The sequence below is a fragment of the Mucilaginibacter sp. P25 genome (genome assembly GCF_050859465.1).
Taxonomy (GTDB): Bacteria; Bacteroidota; Bacteroidia; order Sphingobacteriales; family Sphingobacteriaceae; genus Mucilaginibacter; species Mucilaginibacter gossypii.
In genome coordinates, this window is record NZ_CP193937.1 from 1,661,725 (window position 1) to 1,679,283 (window position 17,559).

The 17,559-nt window shown below is 43.3% G+C and carries 20 protein-coding genes and 3 pseudogenes; 13 read left to right on the forward strand and 10 right to left on the reverse strand.

Going from position 1 to position 17,559, the window contains the following annotated elements:
• Positions 1-26: 26 nt before the first annotated feature.
• Positions 27-481 (forward strand): annotated as a pseudogene (gene dtd, locus ACRQ5D_RS08775) (D-aminoacyl-tRNA deacylase).
• Positions 482-671: 190 nt separating this feature from the next.
• On the forward strand, positions 672-1,046 hold the full coding sequence (locus tag ACRQ5D_RS08780) for a GxxExxY protein (protein WP_091176114.1): 375 nt from the start codon (positions 672-674) through the stop codon (positions 1,044-1,046).
• Between the two features lie 147 nt (positions 1,047-1,193).
• Here the strand turns inward: ACRQ5D_RS08780 and ACRQ5D_RS08785 are convergent, their stop codons facing one another.
• From ACRQ5D_RS08785 to ACRQ5D_RS08795, 3 genes are read right to left on the reverse strand one after another with little or no spacing between them, the layout of a single operon-like run.
• Positions 1,194-1,463, reverse strand: a complete 270-nt coding sequence (locus ACRQ5D_RS08785; protein WP_091176111.1) for a hypothetical protein — start codon at positions 1,461-1,463, stop codon at positions 1,194-1,196.
• A 6-nt stretch (positions 1,464-1,469) separates the two neighbouring features.
• Complete coding sequence (locus tag ACRQ5D_RS08790; RefSeq protein ID WP_431200976.1) at positions 1,470-1,898, reverse strand: sigma-70 family RNA polymerase sigma factor; 429 nt, start codon at positions 1,896-1,898, stop codon at positions 1,470-1,472.
• A complete protein-coding gene (locus tag ACRQ5D_RS08795; RefSeq protein WP_431200988.1) occupies positions 1,793-2,044 on the reverse strand; it encodes a hypothetical protein in 252 nt (83 codons plus the stop codon). The genes ACRQ5D_RS08790 and ACRQ5D_RS08795 overlap by 106 nt, the downstream gene beginning before the upstream one ends.
• Before the next feature lie 242 nt (positions 2,045-2,286).
• Here ACRQ5D_RS08795 and ACRQ5D_RS08800 point away from each other — a divergent pair, with 242 nt between their 5' ends.
• The 5 genes from ACRQ5D_RS08800 to ACRQ5D_RS08820 are packed head-to-tail and all read left to right on the forward strand — an operon-like array spanning position 2,287 to position 6,062.
• Entirely contained in the window at positions 2,287-3,120 is an 834-nt protein-coding gene (locus ACRQ5D_RS08800; RefSeq protein WP_091176165.1) for a DUF1223 domain-containing protein, read from the forward strand.
• 29 nt (positions 3,121-3,149) lie between these two features.
• Positions 3,150-3,857, forward strand: coding sequence for a cytochrome b/b6 domain-containing protein (locus ACRQ5D_RS08805; protein ID WP_176844595.1), 708 nt, complete (start codon positions 3,150-3,152; stop codon positions 3,855-3,857).
• On the forward strand, positions 3,832-4,641 hold the full coding sequence (locus ACRQ5D_RS08810) for a molybdopterin-dependent oxidoreductase (RefSeq protein WP_091176107.1): 810 nt from the start codon (positions 3,832-3,834) through the stop codon (positions 4,639-4,641). The genes ACRQ5D_RS08805 and ACRQ5D_RS08810 overlap by 26 nt, the downstream gene beginning before the upstream one ends.
• A 54-nt stretch (positions 4,642-4,695) precedes the next feature.
• Positions 4,696-5,517 carry an MFS transporter gene (locus ACRQ5D_RS08815; protein WP_432328663.1) on the forward strand — a complete coding sequence of 274 codons (822 nt, stop codon included), beginning with the start codon at positions 4,696-4,698 and terminating at the stop codon, positions 5,515-5,517.
• 26 nt (positions 5,518-5,543) lie between these two features.
• A complete protein-coding gene (locus tag ACRQ5D_RS08820; RefSeq protein WP_431199426.1) occupies positions 5,544-6,062 on the forward strand; it encodes an MFS transporter in 519 nt (172 codons plus the stop codon).
• Positions 6,063-6,320: 258 nt separating this feature from the next.
• Here ACRQ5D_RS08820 and ACRQ5D_RS08825 read toward each other — a convergent pair whose 3' ends face one another.
• The 4 genes and pseudogenes from ACRQ5D_RS08825 to ACRQ5D_RS08840 form a co-directional block, all read right to left on the reverse strand.
• On the reverse strand, positions 6,321-7,205 hold the full coding sequence (locus ACRQ5D_RS08825) for a sugar phosphate isomerase/epimerase family protein (RefSeq protein ID WP_090533817.1): 885 nt from the start codon (positions 7,203-7,205) through the stop codon (positions 6,321-6,323).
• Between the two features lie 194 nt (positions 7,206-7,399).
• Positions 7,400-7,973 (reverse strand): annotated as a pseudogene (gene def, locus ACRQ5D_RS08830) (peptide deformylase).
• 17 nt (positions 7,974-7,990) lie between these two features.
• Positions 7,991-8,542: a M16 family metallopeptidase gene (locus tag ACRQ5D_RS08835; RefSeq protein ID WP_431200978.1), complete on the reverse strand. Its 552-nt coding sequence runs from the start codon at positions 8,540-8,542 to the stop codon at positions 7,991-7,993.
• A 23-nt stretch (positions 8,543-8,565) separates the two neighbouring features.
• Positions 8,566-9,222 (reverse strand): M16 family metallopeptidase, encoded by a 657-nt coding sequence (locus ACRQ5D_RS08840; protein ID WP_431199427.1) that lies wholly within the window; start codon positions 9,220-9,222, stop codon positions 8,566-8,568.
• Positions 9,223-9,371: 149 nt separating this feature from the next.
• Between ACRQ5D_RS08840 and hpt the strand changes: the two genes are divergently transcribed.
• Positions 9,372-9,911 (forward strand): hypoxanthine phosphoribosyltransferase, encoded by a 540-nt coding sequence (hpt, locus tag ACRQ5D_RS08845; RefSeq protein WP_091176095.1) that lies wholly within the window; start codon positions 9,372-9,374, stop codon positions 9,909-9,911.
• Positions 9,912-10,026: 115 nt separating this feature from the next.
• On the forward strand, positions 10,027-10,527 hold the full coding sequence (locus ACRQ5D_RS08850; RefSeq protein WP_090533461.1) for a hypothetical protein: 501 nt from the start codon (positions 10,027-10,029) through the stop codon (positions 10,525-10,527).
• A gap of 106 nt (positions 10,528-10,633) precedes the next feature.
• On the opposite strand, the pseudogene mfd reads toward ACRQ5D_RS08850, so the two are convergent.
• Positions 10,634-13,979: pseudogene (gene mfd, locus ACRQ5D_RS08855) on the reverse strand (transcription-repair coupling factor).
• 156 nt (positions 13,980-14,135) lie between these two features.
• Between mfd and ACRQ5D_RS08860 the strand changes: the two are divergent.
• The 4 genes from ACRQ5D_RS08860 (at position 14,136) to ACRQ5D_RS08875 (ending at position 15,719) form a co-directional block, all read left to right on the forward strand.
• Positions 14,136-14,297: a hypothetical protein gene (locus ACRQ5D_RS08860; RefSeq protein WP_432328664.1), complete on the forward strand. Its 162-nt coding sequence runs from the start codon at positions 14,136-14,138 to the stop codon at positions 14,295-14,297.
• Complete coding sequence (locus ACRQ5D_RS08865) at positions 14,294-14,545, forward strand: hypothetical protein (RefSeq protein ID WP_432328665.1); 252 nt, start codon at positions 14,294-14,296, stop codon at positions 14,543-14,545. Before ACRQ5D_RS08860 ends, ACRQ5D_RS08865 begins: the two co-directional genes overlap by 4 nt.
• Entirely contained in the window at positions 14,538-14,846 is a 309-nt protein-coding gene (locus ACRQ5D_RS08870; RefSeq protein ID WP_243770653.1) for a DUF2752 domain-containing protein, read from the forward strand. The genes ACRQ5D_RS08865 and ACRQ5D_RS08870 overlap by 8 nt, the downstream gene beginning before the upstream one ends.
• A gap of 510 nt (positions 14,847-15,356) precedes the next feature.
• Entirely contained in the window at positions 15,357-15,719 is a 363-nt protein-coding gene (locus tag ACRQ5D_RS08875; RefSeq protein WP_090533469.1) for a TM2 domain-containing protein, read from the forward strand.
• A 111-nt stretch (positions 15,720-15,830) separates the two neighbouring features.
• On the opposite strand, the gene ACRQ5D_RS08880 is transcribed toward ACRQ5D_RS08875, so the two are convergent.
• Both ACRQ5D_RS08880 and ACRQ5D_RS08885 read right to left on the reverse strand, forming a co-directional pair.
• Complete coding sequence (locus ACRQ5D_RS08880) at positions 15,831-16,199, reverse strand: M28 family peptidase (RefSeq protein ID WP_432328666.1); 369 nt, start codon at positions 16,197-16,199, stop codon at positions 15,831-15,833.
• Entirely contained in the window at positions 16,165-17,478 is a 1,314-nt protein-coding gene (locus tag ACRQ5D_RS08885; RefSeq protein WP_432328667.1) for a M28 family metallopeptidase, read from the reverse strand. The genes ACRQ5D_RS08880 and ACRQ5D_RS08885 overlap by 35 nt, the downstream gene beginning before the upstream one ends.
• Positions 17,479-17,559 lie beyond the last annotated feature (81 nt).

Below are 17,559 nucleotides of genomic sequence, written 5' to 3' on the forward strand. Positions count from 1 at the left end.
AACATAAATTAATTCGTGTAAAAATTATGAGGGCTGTACTACAACGCGTTACCCAGGCAAGCTGCACAGTAGATGGAAATGTTACAGGCGAAATAGGTGTCGGATTTTTGGTATTATTAGGGATTGAAGATGCCGATACCCCAGAGGATATGCAGTGGCTTGCTAATAAAATTACAGGCATGCGTGTTTTTGGCGACGAGAACGGACTTATGAATAAAGCCCTTGCCGATGTTAACGGGGATATACTATTGATATCACAGTTTACCCTTTTCGCTCAAACTAAAAAGGAAACCGCCCGTCGTTTCTGCGGGCTGCCAAGCCGGATAAAGCTATCCCGATGTACGAACAAATGGTTCAAACGCTTGAAACATTAACAGGCAAAAAGATAGCAACAGGCATTTTTGGTGCTGATATGAAAATCAACCTGCTTAATGATGGTCCGGTTACTATTATAATGGATACGAAGGATAGAGAGTTTTAACACGAATATTTTGCGTGTCGATTACAATTAGATCGAATTACACGAATCCATGTTTGACACGAATCCTTGCTCTCTGAAGAGAATTATTTTGAATTACACGAATTGTTTTTTATCGACTCCTCGGGAGAGTTAATTAAATAATTGATGAAATTAAAATCATTCTATATTTTGGTCACCAATTCTGTTAACCGTGGTTGAAATCTTATTTAAGGAAGAATCTTACAAAATTATCGGGGCATGTTTTGAGGTTCATAACATATTGGGGCACGGATTTAAAGAAGCAGTTTATAAGGATGCCCTCGAGTTTGAGTTTGCCAGGTTAAATATCCCATTTGTACGAGAAAGACCATTTACCATTACATATAAAGAACAAAAACTCAAGCATTTCTTTGTTGCTGACTTTGTAGTTTATGACGGTATCATTCTCGAAGTAAAAATAGGCAATTACATCGGCGACCCATATATCAAACAAACGCTTAACTACTTAAAAGCCTCTGGCCTCAAATTAGGCCTTGTAATAAATTTCGGAAAACCTTCAATTGAATATCAACGAGTTGTTTTCTAAAAAAGGATCCGGCTATCTAATCACCCACGCCAATTCGTATAATTCGATCCTATTATCTACGCCAAGCAAAGATTCGTGTCAAACATGGATTCGTGTAATTCGCTCAAATTTTATTCATAATGCAAATCCATTCGTGATAAAATCTTATTACGCCAATCCTTCTTCAATCCTTGCCTGCAAATCTGCTTTAAAAGCATCATCAAGTTTCAGCTCATTTTTTAGCGAATCATGAAATAGCTGCTGCACCATATCATTAATAACGCGGCTTTGTTTATTGTATAATACGCACACGCCGCAACCGGCCAGGTGAATGCGCAGTTCCATTTCCTCGCGGAAGCTAAGCCGTTTAAGCTGTTTTTTTTCGATGAGGAAAGTAGCTTGTTTACAGTTATATATAATTTTTTTTAAATAGCTCATTTCAGTTTAATTCCAGTTTTTTTGAAGGCAGGCCCTCAGGTTAACTTTTGCCCGGTGAATGATAACCCAGAAGTTGGCCTGGCTAACATGCAGTTCGGTGCAAATATTTTCGGTAGCCGCATCGTCTATGTGTTTCATGGTAAATACTGCGTTCCACAGGGCAGGTAATTTTTGCAGGCATTTTTGCAGAATGCTGTTCAGCTCTTTTTTTAACAAAGGATCCTGGTCGTCCATTGCCGCGATGGGCTGTGGAGCATATTCAGCTTTCCAGTGCCCATTGTCTTCCTCAAAAAAATCATCCTGCTCCTGAGCTGCTTTATTAGCCGAAGCTATAGCCAAACCTGATGATTTTTTGCGGTATACATCAATAATCTTATTTTTAAGGATAGCGGTAAGCCACGTTCGTTCGGTGCTTTTGCCCTCAAACCGGTCCACTTTTTCAAGGGCTGCCAAAAAGTTTCCTGTACCAGGTCTTTGGCCGTATCCTCATCATTGATGCGCACAATGGCATACATATACAGGTAATCGGCATAGGCTGTAACCCATTTATGAGGGTTTAATACATTAGTTTCGGTTAACATGAAATGCGGTAATGCTAATACAATTACAGGCTTAGTCGGGCGCTGGGCTTAATCCTTACAAGATAAATTCAAATCTATTTTAATCCAAGACCTTCCTGATGATTACTAAGTTACGCTACGTGTCTTGATTTGAGCATATTATGCCGATATTTATATCAGCCAAAAAAGTAAAAAATTATTGTAAGGTTATCCCAATAAACCCGACAAAGCAGAAAAAATGTATATCATTTAAACTAAGTGAAATGAAAAAGATCAGAATATTTGCGTTTGTGTCGTTTGTTATAGGTGCAGTAATCATTTCTGTTGCATTCATAAATTGCAAAAGTGGAGCTAAAACCAACCAAAACGATAATTTAAAGTTTAATGGTAAAGGTTTTGCCCTTGTTGAACTGTTTACTTCCGAAGGCTGTTCAAGCTGCCCGCCTGCCGACGAGCTGGTTGCCAAAGTTCAAAAAGAGGTTGGCGATAAGCCCGTTTATATTTTAGCCTACCATGTTGATTACTGGAACCGTCTTGGCTGGAAAGACGTTTTCAGTAGTGCCGATTATTCAAAACGGCAAAATGAATATGCGCACTGGTTAAACTTGTCGCAGGTTTACACGCCGCAAATTGTGGTTAATGGTAAAACGGAGTTTGTAGGTTCGCAGGAGGAGCGTTTACGCAGCACTATTAAAAGCGGCCTGCAGGGGAGCGGCAGTGTTCAATTAAACTTAGGTGTTACTCTTAATGCGAATAATACAGCTTCGGTACAATACAAAGTTGAAGGCAATACCGGGAGCGCATCTAATGTGATATCATTGGCATTGGTTCAAAAACAAGCTGTTGTAAAAGTTGAGCGGGGTGAAAATGGTGGCCGCACATTGGCCCATGCTCAAATTGTACGAAACCTGCAAACCATGCCTTTAAACAAAAACAATGGCAGCGCAACTATTGCTTTGCCTGCCGGGGTTGAGGCCCGGGGATGGGAAGTAATAGGTTTTGTACAAAATACAAATAACGGTGCTGTTTTGGCAGCATCGAAAAGCCTGGTTAAAGTATCGGCGGATGTTGGGCAACAAGATAAAAACATACAATAGTTGTGTTGAATGGCATTAAGAGTATTTAGATGAAGATAATTAAAGAGAAACACCCGCTGTTAATGCGCTGGACGCATTGGGTAAACTTTCCCATCCTTACCATCATGATTTGGAGCGGGCTGCTCATTTACTGGGCCAATGATACTTACACTTTCACGCTCTTCGGTGTCACTTTTATTCGCTTTTTTCCGCAGGGCCTTTATGATGCGCTGCACATTCCCCGGCGACTGGCCGAGGGTATGGCTTTCCATTTTTTGTTTATGTGGTTTTTTGCGCTTAACGGCTTGTTGTATGTGTCATATACCATAATATCGGGCCAGTGGCGTGAGCTTGTGCCTAACCGGCATTCATTTAAAGAAGCCTGGCTGGTGGTTTTGCACGACCTGCACATCCGGAAAATGGCTCCGCCTCAGAATAAATACAACGCAGCTCAGCGAATTGCCTATACGGCTATTATTGTTATGGGGTTTGGCTCGCTGATAACAGGGCTGGCTATTTATAAGCCGGTGCAATTTAATTACCTCGCCTGGATTTGCGGAGGGTACCATTTGGCCCGCATCTGGCATTTTGTGCTCACCATTGGTTATGTATTGTTTTTCCTGGTGCATGTTGTTCAGGTAGTACTTGCCGGCTGGAACAACTTCAGATCGGTTATTTCGGGTTTTGAGGTAATAGATAAAAAGCCACTGCCCGCTATTCAAATTCAAAACGATGAAACTAACGAAAAAACTGAGTAAGGTTTTCAGCAAAAATAAAGGCCCCAAAAAGGAGCTTACAGTTGAGCAAAAGATCAGCCGCCGCAATTTTATTTCCTTCGGCAGCTTCCTGGTATTGGGCGGTGCCGCCTATGGGGGCTGGCGTTGGTTGTATACGTCGCCCAATGAGGTACCCGGTATAACGGGAGAGGCCCATAAGCCACTGCGCGCTGTGCTTAACGCCAATGAAAAGGTGGTGCGCCAATTATACAGTAATAAAAACCTGGTAAAAACCTATCCTAAAGAAATGGCCGCCAAGGTAGTGCGTCATAATAGTGATATAGGCTCGGAGGGTTTGATTGATGTAGGCAACTGGAAACTGTCGGTTAAAAAGCAGAATGGTGAGCTATTGAATATCGGTATCGATGAAATAAAGAAACTTCCTAAAACGGAGATCGTTTATGATTTTAAGTGCGTAGAGGGCTGGGACCAGATTTCGCACTGGGGCGGTGTAAAATTCAGCGATTTTATAGCTCACTTTAAGCTTGATGCCGAAACCCGGTTTGAGTATGTAGGCATGGAAACGCCCGACAAGGAATATTACGTGGGCGTTGACATGCCAAGCGCTATGCACCCGCAAACTTTGCTGGCCTATGAGGTGAACGAAAAACCCTTGCCGCCGAAGCATGGCGCGCCGCTAAGGCTCATTATCCCTGTAAAATATGGCATCAAAAACCTGAAACGGATAGGCAGCATAACCTTCAGCAATAGCCGTCCCCGCGATTACTGGGCCGAACAGGGTTATGATTATTACGCAGGGTTGTAAAAGACCAGTTAAACCGCCATTATATATTGATGTAATATTTGCATATTGCATTAAATGCCGGCCAATAAACTACCACTTTCCAAACAGCTTGCTTATGCCTGCGGAATGATAGGATGGAGCATCATGACCAATATTATCATTGTGATGCTGCCTTACTTTTACCTGCCGCCAAACAATGCCGGGCTTACTACGCTGGTACCCCAATTGTTACTTTTGGGCCTGTTCAATATCATGTCGGTAATCACAGCATCCGGGCGGTTGGTGGATGCTTTTTTTGATCCTTTTATTGCCTCGCTAAGCGATAAAAGCGAAAACCGTCGTGGGCGGCGCATTCCTTTTATGCAATGGGCTATTTTACCTGCCGCTTTATTTTGCGGATTAACCTTTTACCCCATGGTAAAGGGCGAAAGTATCCATAACGCTTACTGGCTTACCTTTACGCTTATTTGTTTTTTTATGGGCGCTACGGCCTATATTATCCCGTACAACGCCTTGCTGCCCGAGCTTACCCGCACAGGCAGCGAAAGGGTTAAACTATCATCATTACAACAGGTGGGTTTTGTAATTGGGATTATCTTATCGGCCATGGTCAATAACTTTGCCGACTGGGTACAACGCTTTGCCGGCACCCCCAATCGTGATACCGCCGTGCAGTACACCATTTGGGGGCTGGCCATATTTGCCGGGCTGGTAATGCTCGTACCTGTATTCGCCATTGACGAAAAGCGGTATTCAAATGGTCATCCCTCGCATTTATCACTCTTACCAGCTATTCAAAAAACCTTTCAAAATCGGAATTTCAAATATTACCTGATATCCGATTTTTCGTACTATATGGCATTAAGCATTATATCAAGCGGCTTACTGTTTTTTTAAAATCGTTATTATATCTGCCCGAATCTATGGGCGGAGAACTTATGGCTACTATGGTACTGGTATCACTGCTGTTTTATCCGCTGGTTAATTACCTGTCGCAAAAGATCGGCAAAAAACCTATCGTGCTTTTTTCGTTCGCGTTACTGAGTTTGATTTTTGTGGCGATATTTTTCCTGGGCAAACTTCCATTTACACCGCAGGTGCAAATCTATACGCTGGTTATCAGTGCGTCGTTTCCGCTGGCCTCGCTGGGTATTTTGCCCAATGCTATACTTGCCGAAATAGCACAGAACGAGGCTAAACGTACCGGCGAGAACCGCGAGGGGATGTTCTTTGCGGTTAAATACCTGTTTGTAAAACTGGGCCAAACACTGGGTATTGCATTGTTTGCGTTTTTAACCATTTATGGAAAAGACCCGGGCAACGATTATGGCCTGCGCCTGAATGGTATTTGCGGTTGTGTGCTCTGTTTGCTGGCTTTTGTTTTCTTTAACCGGTTCAGGGAGCGCGGGAACAGGGGTAAAAAGAGAACCGCCCATCATTGAGCTTCATGTTCCGCCAGATCCTTAAAGGCAGGTAACGTGCCGCTGTGTAACCTGAAGCGGCTGTTTATCGGTTTGCGCTTCTGCAACGCAGGCAAAAAGAAGAGAAGCCATCAAAATGACTATGAGGTATTTGATTATGGTTGCACTCATTTTCCTTTGCCGTTAAATGTGTTATAAAACAATTTGCCCTTGTAGAATAAAAAAGGCCTGCCATTTGTTTTAAATGCAGGCCTTCAGGATATCAGTGTAAAAGCAATATTACACCAGGTTCTTTTTAATATAGCTGATACTTTGTGCAATGCTCACAAACGGATCGCCCGGGCAAACATCCTGCTCAACAAAGAAATATTTGAGGCCTGATTTTTTTGCCTGGGTAAAGATCTTTTTAAAGTCGATAACCCCGTTTCCAACTTCAGTAAATTTCTTTTCAGGGGTTTTGTCCATATCCTTAACATGCCACAGCGGGAAACGGCCCGGGTGTTTATCAATAAGGGCGATTGGGTCCTGGTTTGCTTTATTAACCCAATACAAGTCCATTTCCATTTTTACCAGGTCTTTATCAGTGTTCTCCAAAAGGATCTCATATGGGTATTTACCGTTTTCCTGTATAAATTCAAAGTCGTGGTTGTGATAGCAAAGTTGGATACCCGCGCCTTTACAGGTTTCGCCGGCTATATCAAGCATATTGGCCACGTTTTTATAATGGTCAAGATTGCCGCGCTCAGATTGCGAAAGATATGCGCAAACCATGTATTGCACACCGGCTTCGGCAGCGTCATCAACGGCTTTTTTCCAGTCGTTCATGATGGTTCCTTTTTGTTGTTCGCCGTTAACCAGCTCCTCACCTAAACGGTAATGCGCGCTCGGCATAATAAGGCCGTTTTGTTTTAAAACATTTGCAAAATCGCCGGGGCGCATGCCATAAAACAATTCGGTGCCGGTATAAGTTGCACCTTCCACAGATGTGAAACCTGTTTTGGCAACCTTTGCCAATGCAGCAACAGGGTCGGCAGCCATTGCATCACGCACAGTATATAATTGTAAGCCTATATATTTTTTATCATATGCAAACAAATTAGGAGCTGCCAACAGGCCTGCTGAAAGTAGCGCCGAAGTTTTTAGGAAAGATCGTCTGGTAGTCATTGGTTTATGATTTTTATGATTGGTTGTGTAAATATAACGCATTAAAAATGCCAAAACAAAGACCGAAATTACGCGGATTGGTTTAATGCTGGGGTATAGTATTGTAATTTTTACAGGTGTAGTTAATATTTATAAAAATATATAAAAGGAAAAAGCCGCTGTATGGCGGCTTTTTATATGCTTTGGGTAAAGTATTATCTTCCTTTTTTAATGTTGGGAAACTTCATTTTATAATCCACATCAACCATGCCTTTTGAAATATCGTTAAGTTTCTTTTCAATAAGTCGCTTACGCAGCGGGCTTAGCTTATCTGTAAACAGTTTGCCTTCAATATGGTCATATTCATGCTGGATAACGCGAGCGGCCATGCCCTTAAAAGTTTCTTCATGGTGTTTCCAGTCTGCATCATAATATGACATGCGTACAACCGGCTTGCGGTATACATCCTCGCGGATATCCGGAATGCTCAGGCAGCCTTCGTTAAAACCCCATTCCTCACCGGTTTCTTCCAGTATGGTAGCATTGATGAACGCTTTTTTGAAATCTTTCAGTTCCGGTCTCGTCATCATCAAAGGGGGTGGCATCCACCACAAATAAACGCATTGACATGCCTACCTGCGGCGCTGCCAGGCCAACACCACGGGCCGCGTACATGGTTTCAAACATATTTTCAACCAGTTCTTTTATATGCGGATACTCGTCGGGCTCAATAGCTGTTGCTTTCTTTCTTAAAACAGGATCACCGTAGGCAATGATAGGATACTTCATCTTGCAAAAATAAAGGATTATTGCTTAGGCTCAAATAGCAAAGTGATCAAGCGGTTATTATCAAAAATTTCATTGCTGATGGTCAGCAATTGCTCGGCGCTTACCTGGTTAATTTTAGCAAAGATCTCTTCGAGGGTGTCAACACGGTTAAAATCAATCATGCTTTTGGCCATAGCTATAATGAGGCTCATGCGGTTTTCTTCCGCTAATGCTATTTGCCCGATGAACTTTTGCCGGGCCTGGTGCAATTGCAATGTGCCCAGCTTTTGTTCACGCAGTTTTTTCAGCTCCTTATGAATCAGTTTTGAAGCTTTGTTCGCTTTTTCGGTATCCGTACCAAAGTAAATAGAAAAGATGCCGGTGTCAGTTAAAGGAGTGTAATTTGATTCGACAGTATAGGCTATACCATGTTTTTCCCTGATTTCGAGGTTGAGCCTGCTGCTCATGCCCACCCCGCCCAGGAGGTTGTTAAGCAATAATAAGCCCCATTTGTGCTCATGCGACGATGAATAAGCCTGTGTGCCTATAATGCAGTGCGTTTGTGAGATAGGTTTGTTAACGATATGGATACTACCCGTACCTTGTACGGGCTTTACCCGATTTTTTTAAGTTCATTTAAAGGCACATGACCGAAATACTTTTCAGACATGGCCACCAGTTTCCTGAACTCATAATTGCCGTGTACAGCAAAGATCATTTCGGTTGTATTATAGTTTGCCGCTATAAACCCCCGGATGTCGTCCCCGTTAAGCCTGCCAACGGTTTCGGGCGTACCTAAAATGTTTTGCCCCATGGGGTGCTCCTTAAACAGCAGCTCTTCAAAATCATCCTGTATGGCTTCTTCCGGTTGGTCAAGATAGGAAGCTATTTCATCTAAAATGACACCGCGCTCTTTCTCCTGTTCATCATCCGGGAACGTGGAATGAAATAATATATCCTCAAAAAGATCCATAGTGCGGTCAAGGTGCTGGTTAAGCAACGATGCGTGGATGCAGGTATATTCTTTAGTGGTATAAGCGTTAAGATCGGCGCCAACAAGCTCAAGTCTGTTCAGGATCTGACTGGTGTTACGGCGTTCGGTTTCTTTAAACAGCAGGTGCTCAATAAAATGGGCAAGGCCTTCCTGTCCCGGAGCTTCATCGCGCGATCCTGCGTTTACAATAAAGCAACAATGTGTAATTGCCGATGGCCAGTGCTTATACAGTATGCGGATACCATTAGGCAAAGTATAAAGTTGATAGTCAATCATTCGGCTGCAAAGATAAGCTTATATGTCACAATTATTTTTCACGCTATTGTAAGTGATTAATAGTATTTTAGGCGCTTAAAATCCAATTTCGCCGGGATTAATGTAAACGGCGGAACTATACTGCCTTTAAAAAACACAAACTAAACCCAATGACAAAACAAATAGCCGATCTGGAATTTGAGATACTACTAACTGCCGATAAGATTGAAGAACGTGTTAAAGCCATTGGCATACAATTAAATGAAGATTATAATAATAGCATACCCGTTTTTATAGGGGTACTCAGCGGCAGCTTTCTTTTTATAGCCGACCTGATCAAACAAGTGAGCATTCCCTGCGAAATTAACTTCACCAAATTAGCATCATACTATGGCGGTGTCTCCAGTACGTTAAAAATACGGGAAGATATTGATTTAACAGTCGATATTAAGGGACGCGATGTAGTTATTATTGAAGATATTGTTGATACGGGCAATACAGCTCACTATCTAATCCAGAAACTGAAGGAAAGAGAGCCCGCCTCATTAAGGTTATGCTCATTATTATTAAAGCCGGCCGCTCTTCAAAAAAAGATAGAGGAGCTTAAGTATGTAGGCTTTGAAATAGAAAACGAATTTGTAGTAGGTTATGGCCTTGATTACAAGGAAATGGGGCGTAATTTAAAAGATATTTATAAAAAAGTAGGATAAGAATAAACGGATCTTAACAGAAAATGTGGCAGTTGCTATTGAGACATAGCACATTACGGGTAATTTTTTTAACAGATGATTAAAACAATAGCTCCCTTGTTTCGTTTTAGGGTTTATGAAATATACATCTTTACTTTTATCAGGCTGCATAGCAGCATCGTTTTTGTTTTCTTCATGTGATAAAAAAGGGCCGGCTACTTCAACTGTTGCTATTACCATAACTGATGGCCAGACCGGCGCTGCATCGGCAGGTGCAACAGTAAAACTGTATGATGATGTAAATAAACCCAATACCGGGGAAGCGCCTTCATACACACTTACTACGGATGCGTCAGGAAAAGCGACTGCAGTAGTTGCCTATATAGGAGAGTATTACATTGTTGCTGAAAAAGGAACCCAAAAAAGCTATTACAATGGACTGATTCCGATAGGTATTTTTAAAACTCAGGCCGATATTGACAGCAGCCCTAAACAAACACCCGCAGCAATAATTGGTTCCGTGAAATTTAAGGACACCAATAACGATGGCGTTATCAACGATTCGGATAAAGCAAAAGCGCCGAATTTGTTTTTGCAAGAAGGACAAACGCTTAATTACAGCTTAGCGGTTTATTAATTTACAGAGAGACTCATTTTATAGTAAAGCTACCGGTGAAAATCGGTAGCTTTATTGTTATAGGTTGAACATTATGTTGTCGTGGGGATACGACAACAGGAGATGATTATATTATCCCCGCCACCTCGCTCAGCATCCTCAGCGCCTCGTCAACGCTGTCAATTCCCTCAATTCCCAAACGGAGCGTGTTTTTAACTTCTTTCAAATTAGTGCGCCTTGGGTTATTCTTCACAAAGTCGAGCACATTACGGAAGGCCTCGGTTTCAAAGTAACTTGATTGCTGGTTGGTGATAAAATAGCCACGCAAAACGTTTTTCTTGAGCGAGATTTTTTCAAAACCGATGGCCTTGCCCAGCCATTGCAACCGCAGGGTATTGAGTAAACCGTCAACCTGGGCCGGTACCGGGCCAAAACGGTCGTGCAATTTTTGTTGAAATGCCTGCAGTTCCACCTCGTTTTCCAGTTTGGAAAGCTCGGTATACAGGTTATATCGCTCGGAGAGATTGGTTACATACTCATCGGGGATGAGGATCTCCAGGTCGGTATCAATTTGGGTAAAAGAAATATAGGGGCGGGGCTTATCCTCGGGGAATACGCCTTTAAACTCATCGTCTTTAAGTTCCTGTATAGCCTCGTCGAGGATCTTATGATACATTTCAAAGCCTATTTCGGCAATGAAGCCGCTTTGTTCGGCGCCAAGCAGGTTACCGCTGCCACGGATATCCAAATCCCTCATAGCCACATTAAAGCCGCTGCCCAGGTCGCTGAACTCTTCAATGGCACTCAGGCGTTTGCGGGCCTCGCTGGTTAACGTTGACAAAGGCGGACTTAGCAAATAACAATACGCCTTTTTATTACTCCTGCCCACACGGCCACGCATCTGGTGCAGGTCGCTCAAGCCAAACATATGGGCGTAGTTGATGATAATGGTATTGGCATTGGGAATGTCCAGGCCGGCCTCAATAATGGTTGTAGCCACCAGCACATCATACTCGTGGTTCACAAATTTAAGCATTACATCTTCCAGGTCGTCACCTTCCAATTGGCCGTGAGCAATGCCGATACGTGCTTTAGGAACAAGCTTACGGATCATGCCGCCCAATTGCGGCAGATCGGCCACGCGGTTGTGGATAAAGAACACTTGTCCGCCGCGGTCAATCTCAAATTCAACCGCTTCTTTAATGAGTTTATCATTAAACACATGCAGCTCGGTAACAACCGGCTGACGGTTTGGCGGCGGAGTTGATATGATAGAAAGATCACGTGCACCCATTAACGAAAAATGAAGCGTTCGCGGAATGGGCGTTGCCGTTAAGGTAAGCGTATCCACATTAGCGCGCATCTGTTTCAGCTTCTCTTTGGTCGATACGCCAAACTTCTGCTCTTCGTCAATGATCATCAGGCCAAGGTCTTTGAATTTCACATCCTTGCTTACCAAACGATGTGTGCCTATGATGATATCTACCTTGCCTTCTTTCAGTTTTTCCAAGGTATCCTTGATCTGCCTGGTTGATTTAAAGCGGTTAACATAATCAATATTGGCAGGGAACCCCTTGAGCCTGTCGGTAAAGGTTTTGTAATGTTGTGCTGCCAGGATAGTTGTTGGTACCAATATGGCCACCTGCTTGCTATCGGCAACAGCTTTAAATGCTGCGCGAACAGCTACTTCAGTTTTACCAAAACCCACGTCGCCGCAAATGAGGCGGTCCATAGGGTGGGGCGACTCCATATCTTTTTTGAAATCGGCCGTGGCTTTTTCCTGGTCGGGAGTGTCCTCGTACAGGAATGATGCCTCCAGTTCGGTTTGCAGGTAGCTATCGGGCGAAAAGGCATTGCCATGCTGGGCTTTACGAAGGGCGTAAAGCTTGATCAGGTCGCGGGCTATGTCCTTAACTTTTTTTTGTTGTTTTCTTCAAACGTTCCCAGGTGTCGGTACCCAGCTTGTTCATTTTGGGAACGGAACCTTCTTTGCCGCTGAATTTGGAAATGCGGTTAAGTGAGTTGATGTTCACATACAGCAGGTCGTTATCAGCATAAATCAGGCGGATCATTTCCTGTTGTTTGCCGTTCACGTCAACCTTTTCCAAACCCGCATATTTGCCGATACCGTGGTCGATATGCGTAACATAATCGCCAGGTTTAAGGTCGCGGAGCTCTTTTAGTGTAATAGCTTGGGAACGCTGGTAGCCCTTGCGGGTTTTGTATTTATAGTAACGGTCAAAGATCTGGTGATCGGTATAGCAGGCTATTTTCTGCTCATGATCAATAAAACCTTCGCGTACGGAGATGCTTATAGGAGTAAATTTTACCTTTTTATCCAGGTCGTCCAAAATGGCGTATAAACGCTCAACCTGTTTGGCCGAATCGGTGAAGATGAAATTCTCGATCTTATCGGCCTCGTTGTTTTTAAAGTTGTGGATGAGCAGCGTAAAATCTTTATTGAACGATGGCTGCGGCCGCATATCAAAATTGATAGCGGTGGCGTCATGGTAAAAGAACTGCTTTCCAAACTCTACCACAGGAAAATCATGCAATTGATCGCCTATTAGCTTTTCGTCGGTAAAACCAAATTTGGGATCTATCCAATCAGGGTTTTGCGCTTTTTCATCTGCAGAGAGAGCTTTCCAAAGGTTTACAGCCTTTTTATAACCGGTTTGGATAATGTCCAGCGTAAACTGAACATCTTTGATCCACACCTGTGTACCTGCTTCAACATATTCAAGCAGGGAGATATTATTCTCCGTTAGAAATTTAGATTGTACGTTGGGAACAATGGTAATGCTTTTAACATGCTCAACCGACAGCTGGCTCTCGATTTCAAACGTACGGATCGACTCAATGAAATCACCAAAAAACTCAACCCGGTAGGGGAGCATATGCGAAAAAGAGAAGATATCAACAATGCCGCCACGGATAGAAAATTGCCCCGGCTCATATACAAAATCAACCCGCTCAAAATCATACTCTATCAAAAACTCGTTGATGAAATCAATACTGAGCTTGTTGCTAACGGCTATTTCGAGGGTGTTTTTTTCAAGCGATGAACGATCGATCACCTTTTCGGCCAAAGCCTCGGGATAAGTTACAATGAGCTGGCCATATTCTGAACTGTGGTTAAGCTCGTTCAAAACCTCGGCACGGGCCAGTACATTACTGCTATCGGGCTGGGTAAATTCAAAAGGCTTGCGGTATGATGAAGGGAACAGCAGGGCTTCTTTACCGGTAAGGTTTTCCAGGTCGGCCTGGAAATAACCTGCTTCTTCGCGGTCGGGCAGTACAAATACCATGTGTTTGTGCTGCAAAAAATACAATGCTACCGCCATGGCCGAATCACTTGATCCCACCAAACCACGCAGCTGTACCCTTGGATTTTTTGATGCGTTAAGCGCAGTGGCCAACGTTTTTATCCGGTCATCAGCCTTATATCTGTCTAATATATCACGGATGTTCAAACCGCGGCAAAGATAAACAAAAAAGGAAAGCCAAAATAAAAAAGCGTTGGGCTAAAAATTAATGCAAACAATATGACGGCTTATTTACTTTTTAATGATAAATTTATGTATGTAAACGCGCATACCGATTTATAAATCAATCTTAATTATATAATTATGAAGAATGCAGTGTTATCAGGGGGTATCATCGGCGTATTAAGTGTCATCTGGATTTTTGCTATGCCACGGCTTGGCGTTATGCCGCAAAAAGACGTTGTGGCCCCAGTCGAATACTTTTCATTTATTATACCGGCTATCGGTCTTTTTTCGGCATCATGAGTTATCGAAAAAACGAGTGTAATGGCCAGATGGGCTTTTTAGAAGCTCTTTTTCAAAGCTTTAAAATATTAATTGTAGGCGGCATCATAGCCGTTTTTGGCTCAATACTTTATATTAGCTACGTTTCATCATCGGGCGATAACATAAAGGATTTTTCTGAACGGATTTTTGGTGCATTGATAGTTGGGGTGCTGCTCGCCTTTGCGGTATCGTTGTTATTCACCAACAAAGCAAACAAACTTGATTAAGCGTTATTTTTCAAAATATTTTGAACTCTTGTTCTGGACAGCCGCGATGCTTTCATTGGCGATGACCTCGCCAACGGAAGCATCACACTTCACCTTGTGTCCTCTTAAGCTGATGGGCATAGGCTGGTGCCCGGGCTGCGGCTTAGGGCATAGTATTATTTATCTTTTTCATGGCGATATCAGCAATTCTTTCCGTGCCCACTGGCTTGGCATTCCTGCCGTAGCCGTGATCTTTAACCGGATTTATGTACTTACCAAAGCGAGGCTGCTGGAAAGGAATCAGTTTAAGAGCCTTACCTAAATTTTATAAATCATGTCATTGCGAGGAGCGGGAGGGGCATGATCAGGGCGCGACGTGGCAAGCGCATGCTATACAGGTTGGCCATCCTTCCCTGCGATTGCTTCGTTCTGTATAATGATGTGATTGTAAGTTTTTGATTATTAGGTGCGTTTTTGATCGATATTATAAATTGGGGCGTTGCCTGCGGCCCGTGCTATCCCCTCATACTGCGCAGGCCTTAGCCACAGGCAGGTATCCGCTCCTATCACTAACGCGGCCCCAGCGCACTATCACCAAAATATACTTTATACGCCATCACGGTTTTTTCGGGGCTTTCTCAGGTGGTTTCTTACAGCAATGACATTTTATCGCTACTCCTATCATCGGTAAAATTTCCACGCTACTTTTCACCGTTAAAACCTATCATTTCACCGACTACTTATCTCCGCTAACCTATCTCCTGTAGGCGTTTCATGGCTGCTGCGGTACCTTTATATCATAAAACAATCGCAAACTTTAAAACTTACTGAAATGAACGCTTATCAAAATCCATATATGTCTTTCGACGGTATCACTCCCGAAGAATATACATTTCTGCAACAGGCCACTGCCTCATTAACAGAAAACCAGGCTCGCACTTTTATGTCATTTTATGCCAGCAAAAGGCGCAATCCGCAGGATATCATGTTCGCAACGCTTGCAGGTTTCCTTGGTGTATCAGGTGTACAGCGTTTCATGACTGATCAGATCGGTATGGGTATACTTTATTTTTTCACAGCTGGTTTTTGTTTCATCGGTACCATTGTCGACCTGATCAACTACAAAACCATTGCCAACGATTACAACAGGCAAATGGCTTACGAAAGCTTCAACATAGCTAAAATGAGCAACTAAATCCCTTTAAGGGTATAGTTTCACTATATATCAAAAAAATCCACCTTCTGTTACGGGGTGGATTTTTTCGTCTTTTTAAAGTCTCCCTTTCAGGGGAGATTTAGAGGGGCTTTACTTCATCGATTTCCCCCTTATCGCCTTAAACTCCGAACCGTTTTTCCAGCCGGGGAAGGTTGTTTCGTTACCCAACTTAGTACCAACTTCATAAAGGATATTAGCTATCTGTGCCATGCCTGTGGCATCCATAGTATCGGTGTAATTATCGGTCTGTTGGTGATAGCGGTTGTCGCCATAATCTTTTTGTTTGGCTTCGCCGTAGCTGCCATCATGTACTGCGCTGATGCTGCCATTGTTAATGTCAAGGGCCGGTACACCAACCTTGGCAAAGTTAAAATGGTCCGACCGGTAGTAGCTGCCAGAGCCGGGGTGCCTGTCGCCAACAGTGCTAAGCCCTTGTGCTTTTACTATTCTCGTCAACATAATCTTCCAAATCATTTTGGCCTTTGCCGGTTACAGCTATGTCTTTGGTTTCGCCGTAATCGCCAAGGGCATCCATGTTGAGGTCGGCAACTGTTTTGTTAACCGGGTAAATGGGGTGGGTAGCATAATATTCCGAACCCAGTAAACCCTGCTCTTCGGCTGTAACAGCTAAAAATACAATGGAGCGTTTGGGTTTTTCTTTGGCCTTGTTAAATGCTTTGGCCACACTGATAATAGCAGCCACACCATCGGCATTATCAACCGCGCCATTGTAAATGCTATCGCCTTTGGCGTTAGGCTTACCTACGCCCAGGTGGTCCCAATGGGCGGTGTACAGTACATATTCGCCCGGCTGTGAACTGCCTTTAAGTGTACCGATCACGTTGTGCGATGTGGAATATTTTAATTGGTTATTGATAGTTAAAGTAACTGATTGCTTAAGTGGAATGGCTTTAAAATCTTTTTTACGGGCCAGGGCGCGGAAATCGCCGGTTATGCCCACTTCAGCTAAAAGTTTTTTACCCATATCTTCGGTGATCCAGCCTTCAACTTTGCAGCGGTTCATATGCTTGTCTTTTTGCTGCAGGTAAAGTTTGGCGCCTGTGTTACTGTTGGATACCACTTCCCAGCCATAGCTTGCAGGTTCTTTTTGGTGGATGATAAGCACGCCTGCAGCACCCTGGCGCGCGGCTTCTTCATACTTGTAAGTCCACCTGCCGTAGTAGGTCATGGTATCGCCTTTGAAAAATGTAGGATCGCCGTTTTTAAATCCCGGATCGTTCACCAGTACCACAACTGTTTTGCCTTTAACATCAAGTCCGGCATAATCATTCCAGTGATATTCGGGAGCAACAACACCATACCCGGCAAAAACCAGCGGTGAGTTTTTAAGTGTTACTGAATCAACCTCGCGGCGGCTGAAGGTTACAAAATCAGTTGTAGCGTGAAGGCTGAGCGGCGTTTTACCGCCCGTTATTTCCATGACAGGAGAAGGCGTACTGGTGATCTGTACCATGGGCACATCCTGGAAATAAATGCCATTGTTGCCCGGCTCGAGCCCGGCCAGTTTAAACTGCTCCGAAATGTATTTAATCGCCTTGTCTTCGCCGGCGGTGAAAGGTTTGCGGCCCATCATGGAATCATTGGCTAAAGCCGAGATATATTTTTTTATTTCGGCGGCGGTAATAGCTTTTTCGGCCGGCACGCTTTTATTATTCTGGCAGCCTGCAAAAATAGCAAGGCCACCAATAAGCATCAGGTATCGGTGTTTGATTTTCATATGATATGAGTTTTCGGGAAAGGATCGAATTTACGCAAATCCCCGTAAATTATCCAATCATTGAAACGTTGAAGAAATTAT